The organism is Mesorhizobium sp. M6A.T.Ce.TU.016.01.1.1, assembly GCF_003997065.1.
In the GTDB taxonomy this organism is placed as follows: Bacteria; Pseudomonadota; Alphaproteobacteria; order Rhizobiales; family Rhizobiaceae; genus Mesorhizobium; species Mesorhizobium mediterraneum.
The window spans coordinates 551,742-567,781 of sequence record NZ_RZTJ01000002.1; the positions used below are offsets into that span (position 1 = coordinate 551,742).

The 16,040-nt window shown below is 61.1% G+C and carries 16 protein-coding genes; 8 read left to right on the plus strand and 8 right to left on the minus strand.

Annotated features, from left to right (window positions below):
* Positions 1-93 precede the first annotated feature (93 nt).
* The 3 genes from EOC94_RS05895 to EOC94_RS05905 all read left to right on the plus strand — a co-directional run bounded on the left by EOC94_RS05895 (position 94) and on the right by EOC94_RS05905 (position 2,296).
* The gene (locus tag EOC94_RS05895; protein WP_126102931.1) at positions 94-690 is read left to right on the plus strand and encodes a superoxide dismutase; all 597 of its coding nucleotides are present in this window, start codon (positions 94-96) and stop codon (positions 688-690) included.
* 202 nt (positions 691-892) lie between these two features.
* The gene (locus tag EOC94_RS05900; protein ID WP_095486530.1) at positions 893-1,336 is read left to right on the plus strand and encodes a cytochrome c; all 444 of its coding nucleotides are present in this window, start codon (positions 893-895) and stop codon (positions 1,334-1,336) included.
* Between the two features lie 9 nt (positions 1,337-1,345).
* Positions 1,346-2,296 (plus strand): cytochrome c, encoded by a 951-nt coding sequence (locus tag EOC94_RS05905; RefSeq protein WP_127289100.1) that lies wholly within the window; start codon positions 1,346-1,348, stop codon positions 2,294-2,296.
* Positions 2,297-2,303: 7 nt separating this feature from the next.
* Here EOC94_RS05905 and EOC94_RS05910 read toward each other — a convergent pair whose 3' ends face one another.
* Together EOC94_RS05910 and EOC94_RS05915 are read right to left on the minus strand one after the other, a co-directional pair.
* The gene (locus tag EOC94_RS05910) at positions 2,304-2,693 is read right to left on the minus strand and encodes an SET domain-containing protein-lysine N-methyltransferase (RefSeq protein WP_126102929.1); all 390 of its coding nucleotides are present in this window, start codon (positions 2,691-2,693) and stop codon (positions 2,304-2,306) included.
* 162 nt (positions 2,694-2,855) lie between these two features.
* Complete coding sequence (locus EOC94_RS05915) at positions 2,856-4,997, minus strand: S9 family peptidase (RefSeq protein ID WP_126102928.1); 2,142 nt, start codon at positions 4,995-4,997, stop codon at positions 2,856-2,858.
* 120 nt (positions 4,998-5,117) lie between these two features.
* On the opposite strand from EOC94_RS05915, the gene EOC94_RS05920 reads away from it, so the two are divergent.
* Together EOC94_RS05920 and EOC94_RS05925 are read left to right on the plus strand one after the other, a co-directional pair.
* Entirely contained in the window at positions 5,118-5,486 is a 369-nt protein-coding gene (locus EOC94_RS05920; protein ID WP_095486534.1) for a hypothetical protein, read from the plus strand.
* 434 nt (positions 5,487-5,920) lie between these two features.
* Positions 5,921-6,346 carry a MucR family transcriptional regulator gene (locus tag EOC94_RS05925; RefSeq protein ID WP_023800837.1) on the plus strand — a complete coding sequence of 142 codons (426 nt, stop codon included), beginning with the start codon at positions 5,921-5,923 and terminating at the stop codon, positions 6,344-6,346.
* A gap of 147 nt (positions 6,347-6,493) precedes the next feature.
* Here the strand turns inward: EOC94_RS05925 and EOC94_RS05930 are convergent, their stop codons facing one another.
* Both EOC94_RS05930 and EOC94_RS05935 read right to left on the minus strand, forming a co-directional pair.
* Positions 6,494-6,922 (minus strand): SufE family protein, encoded by a 429-nt coding sequence (locus EOC94_RS05930; protein ID WP_095496748.1) that lies wholly within the window; start codon positions 6,920-6,922, stop codon positions 6,494-6,496.
* Between the two features lie 115 nt (positions 6,923-7,037).
* Entirely contained in the window at positions 7,038-7,406 is a 369-nt protein-coding gene (locus tag EOC94_RS05935; RefSeq protein WP_127289102.1) for a DUF5330 domain-containing protein, read from the minus strand.
* A gap of 532 nt (positions 7,407-7,938) precedes the next feature.
* Between EOC94_RS05935 and EOC94_RS05940 the strand changes: the two genes are divergently transcribed.
* From EOC94_RS05940 to EOC94_RS05950, 3 genes are all read left to right on the plus strand, one after another.
* Positions 7,939-9,678: a HAMP domain-containing sensor histidine kinase gene (locus EOC94_RS05940; protein ID WP_127289104.1), complete on the plus strand. Its 1,740-nt coding sequence runs from the start codon at positions 7,939-7,941 to the stop codon at positions 9,676-9,678.
* Positions 9,653-10,426, plus strand: a complete 774-nt coding sequence (locus EOC94_RS05945) for a peptidoglycan-binding domain-containing protein (RefSeq protein ID WP_127289106.1) — start codon at positions 9,653-9,655, stop codon at positions 10,424-10,426. Before EOC94_RS05940 ends, EOC94_RS05945 begins: the two co-directional genes overlap by 26 nt.
* A gap of 107 nt (positions 10,427-10,533) precedes the next feature.
* Positions 10,534-10,881 carry a DUF1491 family protein gene (locus EOC94_RS05950; protein ID WP_095486537.1) on the plus strand — a complete coding sequence of 116 codons (348 nt, stop codon included), beginning with the start codon at positions 10,534-10,536 and terminating at the stop codon, positions 10,879-10,881.
* Positions 10,882-11,032: 151 nt separating this feature from the next.
* Here the strand turns inward: EOC94_RS05950 and EOC94_RS05955 are convergent, their stop codons facing one another.
* The 4 genes from EOC94_RS05955 to EOC94_RS05975 form a co-directional block, all read right to left on the minus strand.
* Positions 11,033-12,052, minus strand: coding sequence for a hypothetical protein (locus tag EOC94_RS05955; protein WP_185928172.1), 1,020 nt, complete (start codon positions 12,050-12,052; stop codon positions 11,033-11,035).
* 409 nt (positions 12,053-12,461) lie between these two features.
* The gene (locus EOC94_RS05965) at positions 12,462-13,010 is read right to left on the minus strand and encodes a DUF1254 domain-containing protein (protein WP_095486540.1); all 549 of its coding nucleotides are present in this window, start codon (positions 13,008-13,010) and stop codon (positions 12,462-12,464) included.
* On the minus strand, positions 13,003-13,587 hold the full coding sequence (locus EOC94_RS05970) for a DUF1214 domain-containing protein (protein WP_095486541.1): 585 nt from the start codon (positions 13,585-13,587) through the stop codon (positions 13,003-13,005). The genes EOC94_RS05965 and EOC94_RS05970 overlap by 8 nt, the downstream gene beginning before the upstream one ends.
* 112 nt (positions 13,588-13,699) lie before the next feature.
* A complete protein-coding gene (locus EOC94_RS05975) occupies positions 13,700-15,859 on the minus strand; it encodes a PBP1A family penicillin-binding protein (protein ID WP_095486542.1) in 2,160 nt (719 codons plus the stop codon).
* Positions 15,860-16,040: the final 181 nt, after the last annotated feature.

Here is a 16,040-nt window from a genome sequence, read left to right on the forward strand (position 1 = left end):
AACCGGCGCTTCATTCCGGAGTTGCTCCACATCAATCCAGACCTATGTTAGTCCGGTATCGACACCGGATTTTTTCCACGAGGAGTACGACCGATGGCTTTTGAACTGCCCGCCTTGCCCTATGACTACGAGGCCTTGCAGCCTTACATGTCGAAGGAGACGCTGGAGTACCATCACGACAAGCACCACAAGGCCTATGTTGACAACGGCAACAAGCTGGCTGCCGAAGCCGGCCTGGGCGATTTGTCGGTCGAAGACGTTGTAAAACAGTCCTTCGGCAAGAATGCCGGGCTCTTCAACAATGCCGCCCAGCACTACAACCACATCCACTTCTGGAAGTGGATGAAGAAGGGCGGCGGCGGCAACAAATTGCCGGGCGCGCTGCAAAAGGCGTTCGACAGCGACCTTGGCGGCTACGACAAATTCAAGGCGGACTTTATCGCCGCCGGAACCACCCAGTTTGGTTCGGGCTGGGCCTGGGTTTCGGTCAAGGACGGCAAGCTGGCAATCTCGAAGACTCCGAACGGCGAGAACCCGCTGGTCCATGGCGCGACGCCGATCCTGGGCGTCGATGTCTGGGAGCACTCCTATTACATCGACTATCGCAACGCCCGGCCGAAATATCTCGAAGCCTTCGTCGACAGTCTCATCAACTGGGACCATGTCCTTGAGCTCTACGAAAAGGCCTAGACCTGATCGATTTGCAGAAAAGCCCCGGAAAAGCCGGGGCTTTTCTTTTGGCGCAAGCTCGGCCGCTTTTTCCAACACAGAACGACTGTCGCAAAAATTCACATAACCGTGAGGCGAATTTCCGGAATTTTTAAGCCACCTTTGCCGTTATCGATCAGTTCCGACCGTCACCCGAAAACGTCTTCACCATGGAGCCAGTTGAATGAGAAAGCTTATCCTCGCCATCTCGATGCTCGCCTTCGCCGGTTCGGCGGCGTTTGCCGATCCGATCCAGGACCGGCAGGCCCTGATGAAGGAACGTGGAAAGATCGCCGGCCAATTGTCGAAAGTTGTCAAGGGCGAGGCCCCCTACGACGCCGCCGCCGTGCTGACGGCGTTGCAGGCGCTGCAGGCCAACGCGGAGAAATTCCATGCCAACGTCGACACTTTTTTCCCGGCGGGCAGCGACACCGGCGACACCACGGCTGCTCCCAAGATCTGGGAAGATATGGCCGGCTTCAAGGAGGTTGAGGGCAAGTATCTCGCCAACGTCAAGGCTGCGGCGGCCGCCGCCCCTGCCGACGTCGATGCCTTGAAGGCGCAGTTCAATACCATTGGCGGTGATTGCGGCACCTGCCACCAGACCTACAGGATAAAGAAGGGCTGATAGCGGGCGATGCGCCTGCTGAAAAAACTCGTCGGCGCGACCCTTCTTCTAGGCGCCGCCGGCGCAGTTGCCGGCTGGTTCCTGTCGGCGCCGGTCAGGCTCGACGCTGAGACCCTGGCGCAGCTCGGCCCCGGCGATGCCGCCAGGGGCAAGCGTATTTTTTATGCCGGCGGCTGCACGTCCTGTCATGCGAAGCCAGGCTCGCAAGGCGATGCGCGCCTTCAACTGGCCGGCGGTCTCCAACTCAAGACGCCGTTCGGCACTTTCGTGCCGCCAAACATTTCGCAGGATGCCAAGGACGGTATAGGCGCCTGGTCGGTGGAAGACCTCGCCAACGCCATGCTGAAGGGTGTGTCGCCGGGCGGCGAACATTTTTACCCCGCGTTTCCCTATTCATCCTACGCGCGCATGAAGCCGACCGATATTGCCGATCTCCATGCCTTCATGAAGACGCTCCCCGCTGTCACCGGCAAGGCGCCGCCCAATGCGCTAGGATTCCCGTTCAACATCCGTCGCGGCATCGGGCTGTGGAAGCGTCTCTATTTGAGCGACCAGCCAGTGGTTTCCTTCCCCGATGGCACGCCGGATCCGGTGATGGCCGGCCGCTACCTGGTCGAAGGGCCGGGCCATTGTGGCGAGTGCCACACGCCGCGAGACTTTACCGGCGGCACCAGGAAGAGCGAGTGGCTAGCGGGTGCTGCGGCCGCCGAAGGCAGCGGCATCGTCCCGAACATCACTTCGGGCGAAGGCGGGCTCGGTGACTGGTCAGAGACCGATATCGCCTACTATCTCGAAACCGGCTTCACGCCGGATTTCGATTCCGTGGGCGGCGCCATGGTCGATGTGCAGAGAAACATGGCCGAACTGACGCCCGAGGACCGCGCGGCGATCGCAGCCTACTTGAAAGCCGTCCCGCCGCATCCCGACGGCTATCCGGCACGCAAGCAGCCTTCGAGCTAATGTTCGATTACGGGTGGCGATCGCCCAGGAAATCGAAGCCGGTTTCGAAGAAATGATTGTAGTCGCAGGTCAATTCTTCGCCGGCCGCGATGTCGCGCAACGCATATGTCTCCTCGGGCGAGGCGACGTCGCAATTCGGGTCATCGGCATGGTTCATGTAGCGCGCGTCGTCGGCTTCGAAGACGATGTAGTTGGGGTCGCGCCGGTCGGGATAGGAATAGCGATCGAGATAGGCTTTGATCGGCCCGGTTTCGCGCTCATAGGTCTCGACAGGGATGCGCCGGTCGTAATTGGGATCGAGCTTCCAAACCAGTGTGCCACGGGGAATGTGGTTCTTGGCAAAAACACCAATGCCTTGGATAGGCGATTTGTCGAGATAGACGTCGACGAGCAACATGGCAGACCCTTTGGAGTGACTGGGTGATTTTGGTTGGCGCGGCCGCGAAAAGCCGCGCATTGGGTAGCGCGCGGCCATCGCAATTGCGAGCAGAAAATCAGTAGCGCATGACCCGGGATCGGAATCGAATTTCCGCTGAGGATCATGCGCAAGATCAAGCTCCTACAGCGCCCTTTGCGCGTCCAAAAGGGCGGCCGGCGCTGTGGTGGCCTTGCCCGCCACCTTCAGCGCAAAGGCATAGGTGAAGGCGATTTCCTCGAGCCTGGAAAACCGGCCGGATGCGCCGGCATGGCCGGAGTCCATGTTGATCTTGAACAGCACCGGATTGTCGCCAGTCTTGCGGTCGCGCAGCCGCGCTACCCATTTGGCCGGTTCCCAGTAGGTGACACGCGGGTCGGTGAGGCCGGCAAGCGCCAGGATCGGCGGATAGTCGAGCGCGGCGACATTGTCGTAGGGCGAGTAGGCTGCGATCGTCCGGTAGTCTTCCTCCGAGACGATCGGGTTGCCCCATTCGGGCCATTCCGGTGGCGTCAGCGGCAAGGTCGCGTCGAGCATCGTGGTCAGCACGTCGACGAACGGAACCTCGGCCACGATCCCGCCAAAACATTCCGGCGCCATGTTGGCGATCGCGCCCATCAGCATGCCGCCGGCCGAGCCGCCCTGGGCGACAATGCGGTCATGGGCCGTGTAGCGCTCGGCGACGAGGTGGTGTGCGACTGCGACGAAATCGGTGAACGTGTTCATCTTGTGCGCCCGCTTGCCGTCGTCGTACCAGCCGTAACCCTTTTCCTTGCCGCCGCGGACATGGGCAATTGCGTAGACGAAGCCGCGATCGACCAGTGAAAGGCAGTTGGTGTTGAACGCGGCCGGCACCGTGATGCCGTAGGATCCGTAGCCGTAGAGCAAGCAAGGCGCTGATCCGTCGAGCGGTGTTTCGCGGTGATGGATGAGCGAGACCGGCACCAGTTCGCCGTCGGCGGCGGGCGCCATCAGCCGCCGCGTCACATAATGGTCCGGGTCGTGACCGGACGGAACTTCCTGGGTCTTCAGCAGCACACGTTCGCGGGTGCGCATGTTGTAGTCGAAGACCTGCGCCGGCGTCGTCATCGACGAGTAGGAAAAGCGCATGATCTCGGTGTCGTATTCATAGGATCCCGACAGGCCGAGCGAGAAGGCTTCCTCGTCGAAAGAGATGAGGTGTTCCTCGCCGCTTTTGCGATCGTGCACGACGATGCGCGGAAGGCCTTCCTTGCGTTCAAGCCTGACCATATGGTCCTTGAAGCCGATCACCGAGAGGATCAGCCGGCCCGCCTCGTGCGGCACCAGTTCCTGCCAGTTAGCACGCACCGGGTCGTTCGCCGGCGCCGTCATGATCTTGAAATCCTTGGCGCCGTCGGCGTTGGTGAGAATGAAGAAGATGTCGCCGCCTTCTTCGAGGTCGTATTGCAGGCCGGTCTCGCGCGGCGAAACCAGCTTCGGTTCGGCGAACGGCTCGCTGGCGCTCATCAGTCGGTACTCCGACGTCTCGTGATCGTTGATGCCGATCATGATCCACTCGTTGGAGCGCGTGCCGCCGACATTCATGAAGAAGCCTGGATCGGTTTCCTCATAGATCAGCCGGTCGTTCTCATGACTGTCGCCAAGGGTATGGAACAGCACCTTGGAAGGACGGTGGTTGGGATCGAGACGGGTATAGAAAAATCCGTCGTTGCCTGCGTCCCACACGCCGCCGCCACCTGTGTCCGGGATCCTATCCGGCAACTCTTCGCCGCTGGCGAGATCGCGCACGCGAAGCGTGAAGAATTCAGAGCCCTTGTCGTCGAACGCCCACAGGAGCTTGCCGTGATCGGCCGAATGGTCGACGCCGCCGAGGCGGAAATAGGCCTTGCCCTCGGCCTCGAGGTCGCCGTCGAGCAGGATCTGCTCGTCGCCGCCATCGCGCGGTGTTCGGAAATAACGCGGCTGCTCGCCGCCAAGCTTGAAAGATGACCCGTAGGCGTATGGCCCATCCTTCATCGGCACCGAAGAATCGTCTTCCTTGATGCGGCCCTTCATCTCCTTAAAAAGCTGCGTCCGCAACTGGGCGGTGTCGGCCATCAACGCTGCCTGATAGACGTTCTCGGCGTCGAGATGGGCGCGGATTTGGCCGTCGAGCAGGGACGGGTCCCTGAACATCTCTTGCCAATTGTCGGCTCTCAGCCAGGCATAGTCGTCCGTCCGGTTTACTCCATGATGTATATCGAAGACCGGTCGCTTCTCTGGTTGTGGCGGGCTGACAGTCGGAAATGCTGGGGTTCTGGTCATTGCGTCTCGCTGTGGAAGTTACTTGAATGGAGAATGAACACGCCGATCAGCGCAGGTTCAAGAGCCGGAATATATGTTTTGCGCCGAGCTCCAGAAGATGAGCCGGAGGAGAGAGAAAAAATGAAATTCCGTTTTCACGCTGCCGCGGCTTTCGCCGTCGCCTCGACTGTTTTGGCCTTTACCGGCCAATCTCATGCAACCGTGTTCGCAGCTTGGCAAGTGACCAACGTTCCGTTTGGCGACACACTCAACGTGCGCAAATATCCGGCCGGGTCATCGCAGAAGCAGGCCGCCTATCCCAACGGTGCCGTATTGCAGATGACCGGCAAATGCACCGGCGGCATAAACCTGCTCGACATCGCCAATCAGCCGGCCTCGCAGCAGGTGGAAAAAGTCCGCTATCGCTGGTGCGAAGTCTGGCACGATCCGGCCCAAAGCGGCAATTTCGTCACCGGCTGGGTCTATGGAAAGTACATCACGCCACAATGAAGGCCCGGTGCCGGTCCGCAGCGCCGATTTCCGGCTTGCTCGCAGACAGCAGGGATAAATCGCAACCTATGGTTTCGTAGACTCTGAAAACAACCAAATAGCTTACGCTACAACCAAGCATAGCCAAGCATTCAGATATTTTTACTGTCCATCACGGATGTAACGGCAGCTTGACGCTGCGTCAGCCGCCACTGGTCTGACCAGAAAATATCGCAAAGTTACAGAGTGCACGAAAGATTGAAGCTGATCGTGGAATATTTTATTAACATCGATGAATATAGCACAAGAAGCGAATTGACTTACTTGGTGCACTGGCTCATTAGAATGCTGCGACGCGAATCGCAGAGGCTCTTTCCTGCAAAAATTTCGCGCGGTGCCCGACCTGCCAAAAATAGGGCGCGGATAGAAACAACTCTCGTTGGGGCCATGAAGCCATGGATATTATCGAAACACCTTCCAGAAATAGTGATGCGCTGATCGAATTGACGGCCGATGTCGTAGCCGCCTATGTCAGCAACAATCCGGTGCCGGTCGGCGAGCTGCCGAGCCTTATCGCCGATGTCCATGCCGCCCTCGGGCGCGTGGGCGGGGCCAGTGAACAGCCTCCTGCCGACAAGCAGAAGCCGGCAGTAAACCCGAAGCGCTCCGTCCATGACGACTACATCGTCTGCCTTGAAGACGGCAAGAAGTTCAAGTCGCTGAAGCGCCATTTGATGACCCACTACGGTCTGACGCCCGACGAGTATCGTGAAAAATGGGGCCTGGACGCAAGCTATCCGATGGTTGCTCCCAACTATGCTGCCGCCCGCTCACAGCTTGCCAAGAAGATGGGTCTCGGCCGCAAGCGCAAGGGGCGCTGATACCGGCTGTCTTTCCCAACCTGGGTTAGACGATCAACGGCGCCTTCGGGCGCCGTTTTGCTTTTGGGGCATTGCTGGAGCAATCGATAGGCGTTGCGCCATATGCGAGGGCTCGCCATCATGCAGGCCAATCCCGCTGTGGCCTAATCAGGCGGTCTGCCTCAAGGCCGCCTCGGCGTCGCGCTTGATGCGCTTGACCATAGAACGAAGACCATTGGCGCGTTGCGGCGACAGGTGCTCGTCGAGGCCGAGTGCCTTCAGCGTGGCTTCCGCGTCGGTTTTCTGGATCTCGCTGGCGGGTCGTCTCGAAAACAGCGCCAGCATGATAGCGACGAGGCCGCGCACGATATGGGCGTCCGAATCACCGGCGAAGGTGACGACTGGGTCGGGCCCCGGTCCATATTCAGTGGTCAGCCAGACCTGGCTGACGCAGCCAGGCACCTTGTTGGCGGGGTTGCGTTCCTCATCGGGAAACGGCGGCAGGGCCTCGCCCAGCTCGATCACATAGCGATAGCGGTCTTCCCACTCGTCAAGCAGGGAGAAGTCGTCGCGGATCGTTTGGATCGTCGTGGTCATCACCCCGGATATAGTCATCCGGCGACGCCGCGTCACGGAAAAAGAGGAAAAACACCATAGGCGTCGAGAGGGCGGAGGGCCTGCGATGCAGCGACAGATGCGCTGACAAAATATCTCAGTTCTTCGCCGGCATGTCGACTTTTGCGGGCAAGACGACTTTCACGGGCAAGACGATGTCCTCAGGCACGCTGCCGGTCGTCGTCGCAGTGTCGGGTTCGGCGGTCTTATCGTCCAACATGGCGGCCGCGATCTTGGCGGTCTCCTTGGCTCGGGCGGTGATCGTGTGCATTGCGGACTTGCCGGTCTCGCAGACGTCGGGCTTGCGCTCGCATATGCCGGCAATGTCGCCGACCGCTTCACGCGCCGCAAACAAGGCCTGGATCGGCCCGACGCTTTGGTGGCCTGTCTCGTCGGAGCCGACATTCAGCGGCAGCGCCAGAAGCACCAGCGAAAACCAGAAAGCCATTCTTATCAGAAAGCCCATCTGTATGCCTCTCATCCGTGATCGGATCATGCATTCGTGCGGCATGACCTCTTTGGATACGATAGTGGCATAGACGCGCAAAGGACGGCTTGCCTGGTCAGCGAAAATTTTCCTCAAATTTTAGGCAAATTCGAAACGAAGCATTTTGCAATGCGTTTGCCTCAAATCCAGATGATTTTCTTCACTTGGGGTTAACCATCCATCTGGCTGTTTTCTACAGGTATTTCCCAGAAGTGCGGCGTGCCGGTGGCGACTGTCAGAGGCAGAAGGACGAACCGCCCGGATAACGCTCCATTTACTATGGCTGCAATTGCCCAGGTTTTGCCGCGCCGGTCTCCCAATATTTGCCTCAGGCCGGGCATTGGTCGGTCCCGCCTTATCCATTCCTTAAACGCTGGATGCGAGTTTCAGAGCAACAAAAGCAACCTGCGAAGCAGGGCTGTTCACGACCGGGTGCGAGTGCGTTGAGTTGAGTTCGATCGGGGCCAGATACGTTGAGTTGCCCGGCGCGATGGCAGCCGGTTGCGAACGTATGGTTCATCCGTCCATCCTCGGACAGAACGATCGCCGGTGCCAGCGCCGGTTTATCGGTGTCATGCTGGCCGCTCCGTTCTTCGCCGCAGGTGCAGCAGTCACGCTGGTCACCTCGGGCATGGGCGCGGCCCTGACCATGGCTGCGATCTTTGCGGCTTTCGGCCTTTGCTGGTTTGCCGCCTTGCTGGTGGCAGCATCGGGTAAGATGGCGTTCGCCAGCCAGGTCGCCCTGGCGATGGGCAGTCTTGCCCTTGCCGGCGTCATTGCCGCGGCGGGCGGTCTGGCCTCTCCAGTTGCCATGCTTGTCGTGGCGCTCCCGTTCGAAGCCTGGTGGATTGGCGCGTCTCGTCGCGCTGCATTGTGGGGTGCGGTATCCGCATTTGTCGCTATCGTGCTGCAGGCTTTTGCCGGTTCCGTCTTCCCGTTCGGCGCGGCAGAAATCGCTGCGTGGCATTGGTTGCTGCCGCTGGCCTGGGCGCTCACCCTCGTTCCCCGCGTCGCGAGACTTGGCAGCCCGGCCGGCGCGCAGCTTGATCCGGCGACCGACGAACGGCTCGAGAACGTCATCGACGCCGTTGTCCTGCGGGTCGGCAGGCATGGCGAGGTTCTGGATGCGTCGGCAAAAGCGCGCACGATCCTGAAACTGCAGCCGGAGCTGCTGTTCGGTACTGGCCTGTTCGATCGTATCCATCTGTCCGATCGCGTCGCATACCTCAGCGCGCTGGCCGACATGCGCGATGGCGCGTCGACGCGCCGGCTCGATTTTCGCGTCCGGCTGCCGCAAAACGGCCACGGCCCAACGGCGGACAATTACCGGCCGTTTTCCCTTGAGCTGACGCGGGCGAAGGAGCAGCAGGACGTCTTCACGCTCGTCTTGCGCGAAAACGACGAAGTCGCCGGATTGCGCGAAGAGCTTGCCGCTGCGAACGAGGCGGCCGCGTCTGCCGAAGTGGCGAAGGGACGGTTTCTGGCGGTCGTCAGCCACGAGCTTCGCACGCCGTTGAACGCCATCATCGGTTTCTCCGACATGCTGCTGCATGAGATGTTCGGCACGTTCAAGGATCCGCGCCAGAAGGAATATGTCGGCTTGGTCAAGGAGTCCGGCCAGCATTTGCTTGCCGTCGTCACCTCGATACTCGACGTGTCGAGGATCGAATCGGGCGCCTACGCGGCCGAGCCGGAACCGTTTCGTTTCGTGGAAGCGGTCGAAATGTGCCAGTCCATGATGCGGCAGCAGGCCGAGGCAAAAAACATCGATCTGCAGGCTCAGATCGCACCGGATGCCGGCGAGATAAACGCTGATCGCCGTGCCGTGCAGCAGATACTCATCAATCTCGTCTCCAACGCCATCAAGTTCACGCCCGATGGCGGCGATGTCATCGTCGGCGCCAAGCGGATCGGCTCGCGACTGCATTTCTGGGTCAGGGACACCGGCATCGGCATCGCCGAGGAAGACTTTGCCAATCTCGGCAAGCCGTTTATGCAGATCCAGAACGACTATACGCGCCGCTTCGAGGGAACCGGGCTCGGCCTGTCGCTGGTGAAGGGCCTGGTGGCGCTGCACGAGGGCACGATGTCGATCGAAAGCATGCCGGGCGAGGGCACCACAGTAACGATCAGCTTGCCGGTGAACGGACCGAAGGGACGTTCGACGGACAAGCCCGGCGTGCTGCCGATGCCCGTGGCCAAGGCGGAGACGAAAGGGGACAGGCATGGCTCGCTCCGCAAAACAGCCTAAGGCGGTCAAGCGCCGCGGCAATGCCTTCCAGGGTGGCGCGGTCGCCGTCGGCAGCCTGATCTCGCGCAATCCGATTCTGGTCGGCGGTTCGACCGCCTTCCTGGTGACGCTGTTTTACGTCTCGGCGAATGCCCTGTGGTATCAGCCTTTTCCTCATGCCGGCGCGTTCTTCGCGACCAGGAGCATAGAGGGCTTTCCTCGCGCAGACGCCGACGAGCCAGAGACCACCATCAACATCGTGCGGCCCGGCCCGGCTCCGGCACCGATCAAGAGCGATCCAGTCGTCAAGCAGGTCCAGGGCATCTTGAAGGATCTCGATTTCTATTCCGGCACCGTCGACGGCATTTCCGGCCCCAACACGCGCAACGCCATACAGGCCTATCAGCAGAAGGTCGGGCTCAACGCTTCCGGCGAGATCGACAGTGTGCTGCTCGATCAACTAGGCGCCACGCCAACCGCCTCGACGGTCGTGCCGCATCCGGCGCCCCGCCCGGACGACATGGCCGCGATTTCCGTTTCCGCTTCGGCGCCGGCGGATGCGTCGGCGCAGGCACCTGACGCCCGCATTATCAAGATTCAGGCCGGTTTGAAGGCATTTGGCAATGACGACATGCAGCTCGATGGCGTGGTCGGGGCACGCACCAAGGCAGCGATCAAGGAGTTCCAGTCACTGTTCGGGCTACCGGAGACTGGCGAGCCCGACGAGGTCGTCTACGTCAAGATGCGCGAGATCGGCCTGACCAACTGACAGTCGACGCCTGACGGTCGAGGCGTTCGCCAACCGGATGGGCAAAAACCGATTTCGGTTTTCGGACCTTTGCTCTAGTACCGTCCGATGTCGTCCAGAACCTTGCCATGCGCGTAACCACCGATCTGTGGGTGTCGGCCCTTTTGCGCCGGGTTTTCAGCGCCGGGGGCTTCGCCGCCGTGGTTAAGCGCGGCGCGACCGAGGCCGGCGCGGTCTTCGTGCTGGCGCGTGGCCGCATGGGCGAGATCGCCCTGTTTGGGCCGGCGCCGCAGACGAGCTACGATTCAGCCAAACCCGACGACCGGTTTTTCAGCCTGCTCGGCGCTGGCGACGATGCCGCCGTCTTTGACGCGCGACTGGAAAGGGAGAAAAAATTCGATCCCGACATCTGGGTGGTCGAGATCGAGGCCGGCGCTGTTCCCGTCGAGGAGCTTATTTCCGTCAAGTCGCTCTAACGATATGCATGAAAGACAAAGGCTTGAAACGTTCGCTTGAATCTCTTCAGACGCGCCGCGCCTTCATGTATGTCGCCCAAAAGTGCGCAGCGGTTTTGGGATAACGACATGCATAAAAACAAAAAACTTAAGGCGCGTCGCTTGAATCTCTTCAGACGCGCCGCACCTTAAGGCTGATGGCAGCATTGTCGCTGTCTGCCTTGCGGATGTCGGCGTTTGCCGCAACGGGTCCGGTACTGCGAATGGCCTTCGACAGTATCTCGGCCTTCCAGCCGCGAACCCTGTCCAGCGCTGCATCGCGACGCAGCAGACGGTAGCGGTCGAGGAAGATGCGGATGGCCTGCGGATGCGGAAACTCTGTGGGGTAGACGGCAACGGTGATCAGGAACGCCTTGTCTTCGCTGAGGTCGAGCGCGCGCAGGGCGGCCAGCAGCGACGTGTAGTTCTGGGTTGCGGTGAGCGACCGCGCCGTTGAAAAATCGATTTCGAGCGCGTCGGCCAGTGCTGTCTGGAAGAATGCGGCGTTGCCGGTCAGCGCCGTCTCGCGCAGTTTGACATAGGTTTCAGCACCGGTGAACGGATTGATGGTTGCGCCGCCGCTCTCCGCGTCGGCATGCATCATCGACCGCAGCCGGCGCCGTGCATTTTCGGCGGCGGCGCCGGGCACCTGCTGCCGGTCGGGACCGGGCACAACGACTTCGGCGCTTTCAGGCGCCGTCTTGGCGATCGTCTCGGGCTGCCGCACGCTCACCAGCGTCGGCTTTTCAAGCGCCTTGATCAGGTGGGCGATGGTCGGGTTCAGGTCCTTGCGGCGCGCAATGGCGCGCGCATGCGGCAGGCCGTGCCGCCCGATCAGCGCGATGAGATCGATGTTGCTGAGCGCGCGCGAGCGGATGAGCAGCGGGGCGGCGATGTCGACCGGCTCCTCGCAAAGCCGCCGGACCAGCGCCGTGGGCGCATATTCGCACTCGGAAAGGGCGGCAGCGACGTAGCGGCGCGATTCGACCGACACATTGGCGAAAAGTGGAAGCGTCAGATCTTCAAGCTGTGCGATCTCCCGGCGCGAAGGGCGGGTGAGCGAACAGAACGCCGACACCGCGGCACGGAACAGCCTTTCAGCCTTTCCCGATTCAGCCCGTATAGCGATTTGCCTGAAATCCGAAGCTGACACGAAGGATACGCCTGACACTCGACACAATCTGGACCATGCTCGACCGGGACTGTGTCGGTTTCGCATTTCCCAAGAACAAAGATCAAGTTAGCGGCGATCCGTTAGCGTTCCGTTAACCTACTGCCGTCCTTAATCAGATTGGAGGCGTTGCGTTGTGCTCCGGGGCAACCGAGAGGAATGCACGAACCATGGGCATGGTACTGTCTTTCGTGCCGCGAACGGCGGCAACCAATCGAGCAGAACGAAACACCGGAATACCGGCGGCGGTGATCATTTTCCCCGGCGTCCGTTATGAGCAACGGCCACTGACGGGCGAGACCCGGACAGGCGCCGGTCTCGACAAGCCGGGCTCGATGCCAGGCTCGTCAGGGACGCTGCCTGTTCCGCACCACTGAGTTTCGGGATCCCTTTAGAAATCCTGTAGCTCGCAGGAACTCTGCTCGAGAAACCGTGACACGACCGGCTTCCAGCTGTCGTCGGGCACGAAGGAGCGGATGACGAACATGCCTTCGTCGATGGGCGCCTCGACGAAGATTGCCCCTTGCAATTCCTCGGGAAGATTCTTGCGGATCTCGATCATCTGCGCCGGCGTCAGCACGATACTGTCCAGCACTCTTCCGGTCGCACTGTGGTCGTTGAAGGAATAGATGTTGTGGCCGCTTCGGTCATAGACCGATACGGACCAGAACGGGACGTTTCCGGGTGCCTTGATCCGCACCATCCCTTCGGACAGATCGAACCGGCAAGCCGCCGCGTAAAACAGTGGATCGACGGATTTTACCACCGGCGTGCCGCCGGCCTCTGCGTCCAGCCTGGTCATCCTATAGAGGTCCGAGGCCATGGCCAGACGCGACCAGGCATCGCGTTCGGAAAATTCCGGGACGAGCAGCAGCACGATGATATGCACGACACCGGCGCCAAGCAGGCCGAGCAAGATCGCGTGCAGCAGCCTACGCATTGCAGCCGACCTTCAGGATCTGCGGTAGCGTGATATCCGAAAGACCCGTGCTGCTGGCGATCGGCGTGTCGTAGAATGTCAGCACGAAATACATCCGACCGGAGCCGTCGGAAGGCAGCCAGTTGCCGGGCGCGGGGCGGTGGCCGACGGAAATCACCACCGAATTGTCGGGCTGGCGCAGCACCTGGTAGGATTGAAGTGCCGCAAGCCTCGGCTTGTCGGTCTCGATCACGCCGAGCGACTGATCGGCGGCATAGAGGGTCCAGAACCGGGCCGTTGGAAATCCGCCTTCGATTTCGTAGGCGCATTGACGTTTCAATTGCTCGCCGCCGGAATCGCGCTCGGCGACAAAAGACAGGCCCTCTGCCTGCCCGAGCGCCAGCACACCCTCGCGCGCCACACGGGCTTTCGAATAGGGGTCCGCCGCCTGCGTGCCGATATCGGGAAACGCCGTCCATGGGCCGATCCGGATCGCGCCGATGCCATCCTGCGTCTTGAGAGCGTGCCAGACGCCGCCGCCGCCGCCGCCGATGGCTATGGCAAGCGCGAGGAGCGTCAGGAATGCGTTTTTGAGCATGAGGAGCCGCGGGAAAGAGGAGTGCCGCTCGGGGATATCGCGGGGCAGGGGGCCATGGCAAGCGGACCTCTGTGGAATTGCCTGCGCGAGCATGACCCGTCGTGTGCGGGCGTCAAAGCGCCGACAGGGTCTCCGGCGTCGCAGGTGCCTTGAGGACGGGCGCCGACTGGAACAGCCTCGTGATGTCCTTGAGCGCCCGCGTGGTTTGGCTGGACAGCACCGGCGGGCGCTCGGCGGCGGCGTCCGCCGCTGCCTGCTCGGCGTTCTTCTTTTCCGCGTCCTCGGCCTTGGCGGCAATTTTTTCGTCAACGAAGGGATGATCGAGACCGGGGATCGGCTTGAGATCGATATTCTGGTGCGCATAGACCATAAGCCGCTGCCACACCATCGCCGGCAGAGAGCCGCCGGTCATGTTGTTGGTCGGGGTGAAGTCGTCATTGCCGAGCCACACGGCAGCCGTGTAGTTGCCGGTGAAGCCGACATACCAGGCATCGCGGTAAGACTGCGTGGTGCCGGTCTTGCCGGCCGAAACGATGTTGGGAAGCGCAGCGCGCCGCGCCGTGCCCATCACCGGCACCGCCGCCAGCATGGTGTTCATATATTTCAGCGCCTGTTCCGACAGCACACGATGCGGCGGCGGCGCATCCTTGGCGAAATCGTAAACCATTTCGCCGGTATGGGTGACGAGCTGGGTGATGCCATGCCGGGAGCCGACAAAGCCGTTCTGGGCGAAGACGCTATAGCCTGTCGCTTGGTCCATCACGGTCATGCCCGAAGTGCCGAGCACCATCGTCTTGTGCGATTCGAGCGGCGATTCGACGCCCATGGCTTCCGCCATCGCCTTGATCGGCTTGATGCCGAGATAATCCTTGGCCAGCCGCACCGGCACGGTGTTGATCGATTTGGCCATCGCTGTGATCAGCGTGACCTTGCCGGCCGACCCGCCATTGTAATTGTGAGGCGACCAACTGCCCCAGGAGATCGGCCCGCCGGAAACGACGGAGTCCGGAGTGAAGCCGTGCTCCATCGCCGTTGCATAGATATAGGGTTTGAACGATGAGCCGCTCTGGCGCAGCGCCTTGGTGGCGCGGTTGAACTGGCTGGCACCGTAGTCGCGGCCGCCGACGATCGCCCTGACTGCGCCATTGGTTTCGATGACGACCATGGCGCCTTCGGTGACGTTGTATTCCTTGCCGAACTGGCGGAGATGGAACTCCATCGATTCTTCCGCCGCCTTCTGGATGTTGGCGTCGAAAGTGGTGTGAGCGACCAGCGAATGCTGGCCGGACTTCGCCGCGATCTTCTTGACCTCTTCGAATGCCCAGTCGAGGTAGTAATCCGGGCTTTTCTGCTCGCCGCGGTCGACGATCTCGGCCGGATGCAGCCGCGCCTGCAGCACCTGACCCTCGCTCATGAAGCCGGCCTCGACGAGATTGGACAGCACCACATTGGCCCGCGCCCTGGCAGCAGGCAGGTTGATGTGCGGCGCGTATTTGGTCGGTGCTTTGAACAGGCCGGCCAGCATCGCTGCTTCGGCGAGGTTCAGATCCTTGACGCTTTTTCCGAAATAGAAATCAGCGGCCGCTTCGATGCCGAAGGTGCCGCCGCCCATATAGACGCGGTCGAGATAGAGCTGCAGGATCTCCTTCTTCGACAGATTGGCCTCGAGCCACAGCGACAGGAAGGCTTCCTTGATCTTGCGTTCCAATGTCCGTTCATTGGTCAGGAACAGGTTCTTGGCCAGCTGCTGGGTGATGCTCGAGCCCCCTTGCACCACGGAATTCGCCCGCACATTTGCGAAGATCGCGCGCGAAAGACCGAGCGCATCGATGCCGTAGTGATCGAAGAAACGCCGATCCTCGGTGGCCAGCACCGCCTTGATGACCTGGTCGGGCATCTCGTCGACCGGCACCGAATCGCGCTGGATGATGCCGCGCTGGCCGATCTCGTTACCGTAGCGATCGAGGAAGGTGACGGCGAAATCACCCTGGGCCCGCCAGTCGCCGGCGGTCTCCTGGAAGGCTGGCAGCGCAAGCGCCAGCATGACGACGATGCCGCCGGCGCCGAGCGTGAAACCCTCGCTCAACAGTTCGATGATGCCGCGGCGCCAGCCGGAGACGCGGAAGCGCCGGAAAAAAATGGTGGCCGCTTCCCAGAACCGGCGCGCCTTGAAGCCGATCTCGTAGAGCGAGGAATCGAACCACGCATCCGCAGCCAGCAGTCTTGCGGCAATCGGACCTCTTCTCTTGCGTGGTTTCAAAGGACTGGCCATTCCAGGATCCGGCTGCGGCTACGCCTCCCCGTGAGAAACTGCACGGGTGCAATTTCAGGGCGGCGCTCCAGCCAAGACTATTCGTCCATTTTGACCCCACCCACAAGGGCGAGGGAGATTTGCGCGGTACAGTTTGTTGATAGGGGGTAGGGCCTGCGGCCCACCTCCAACGCCCCGCAGG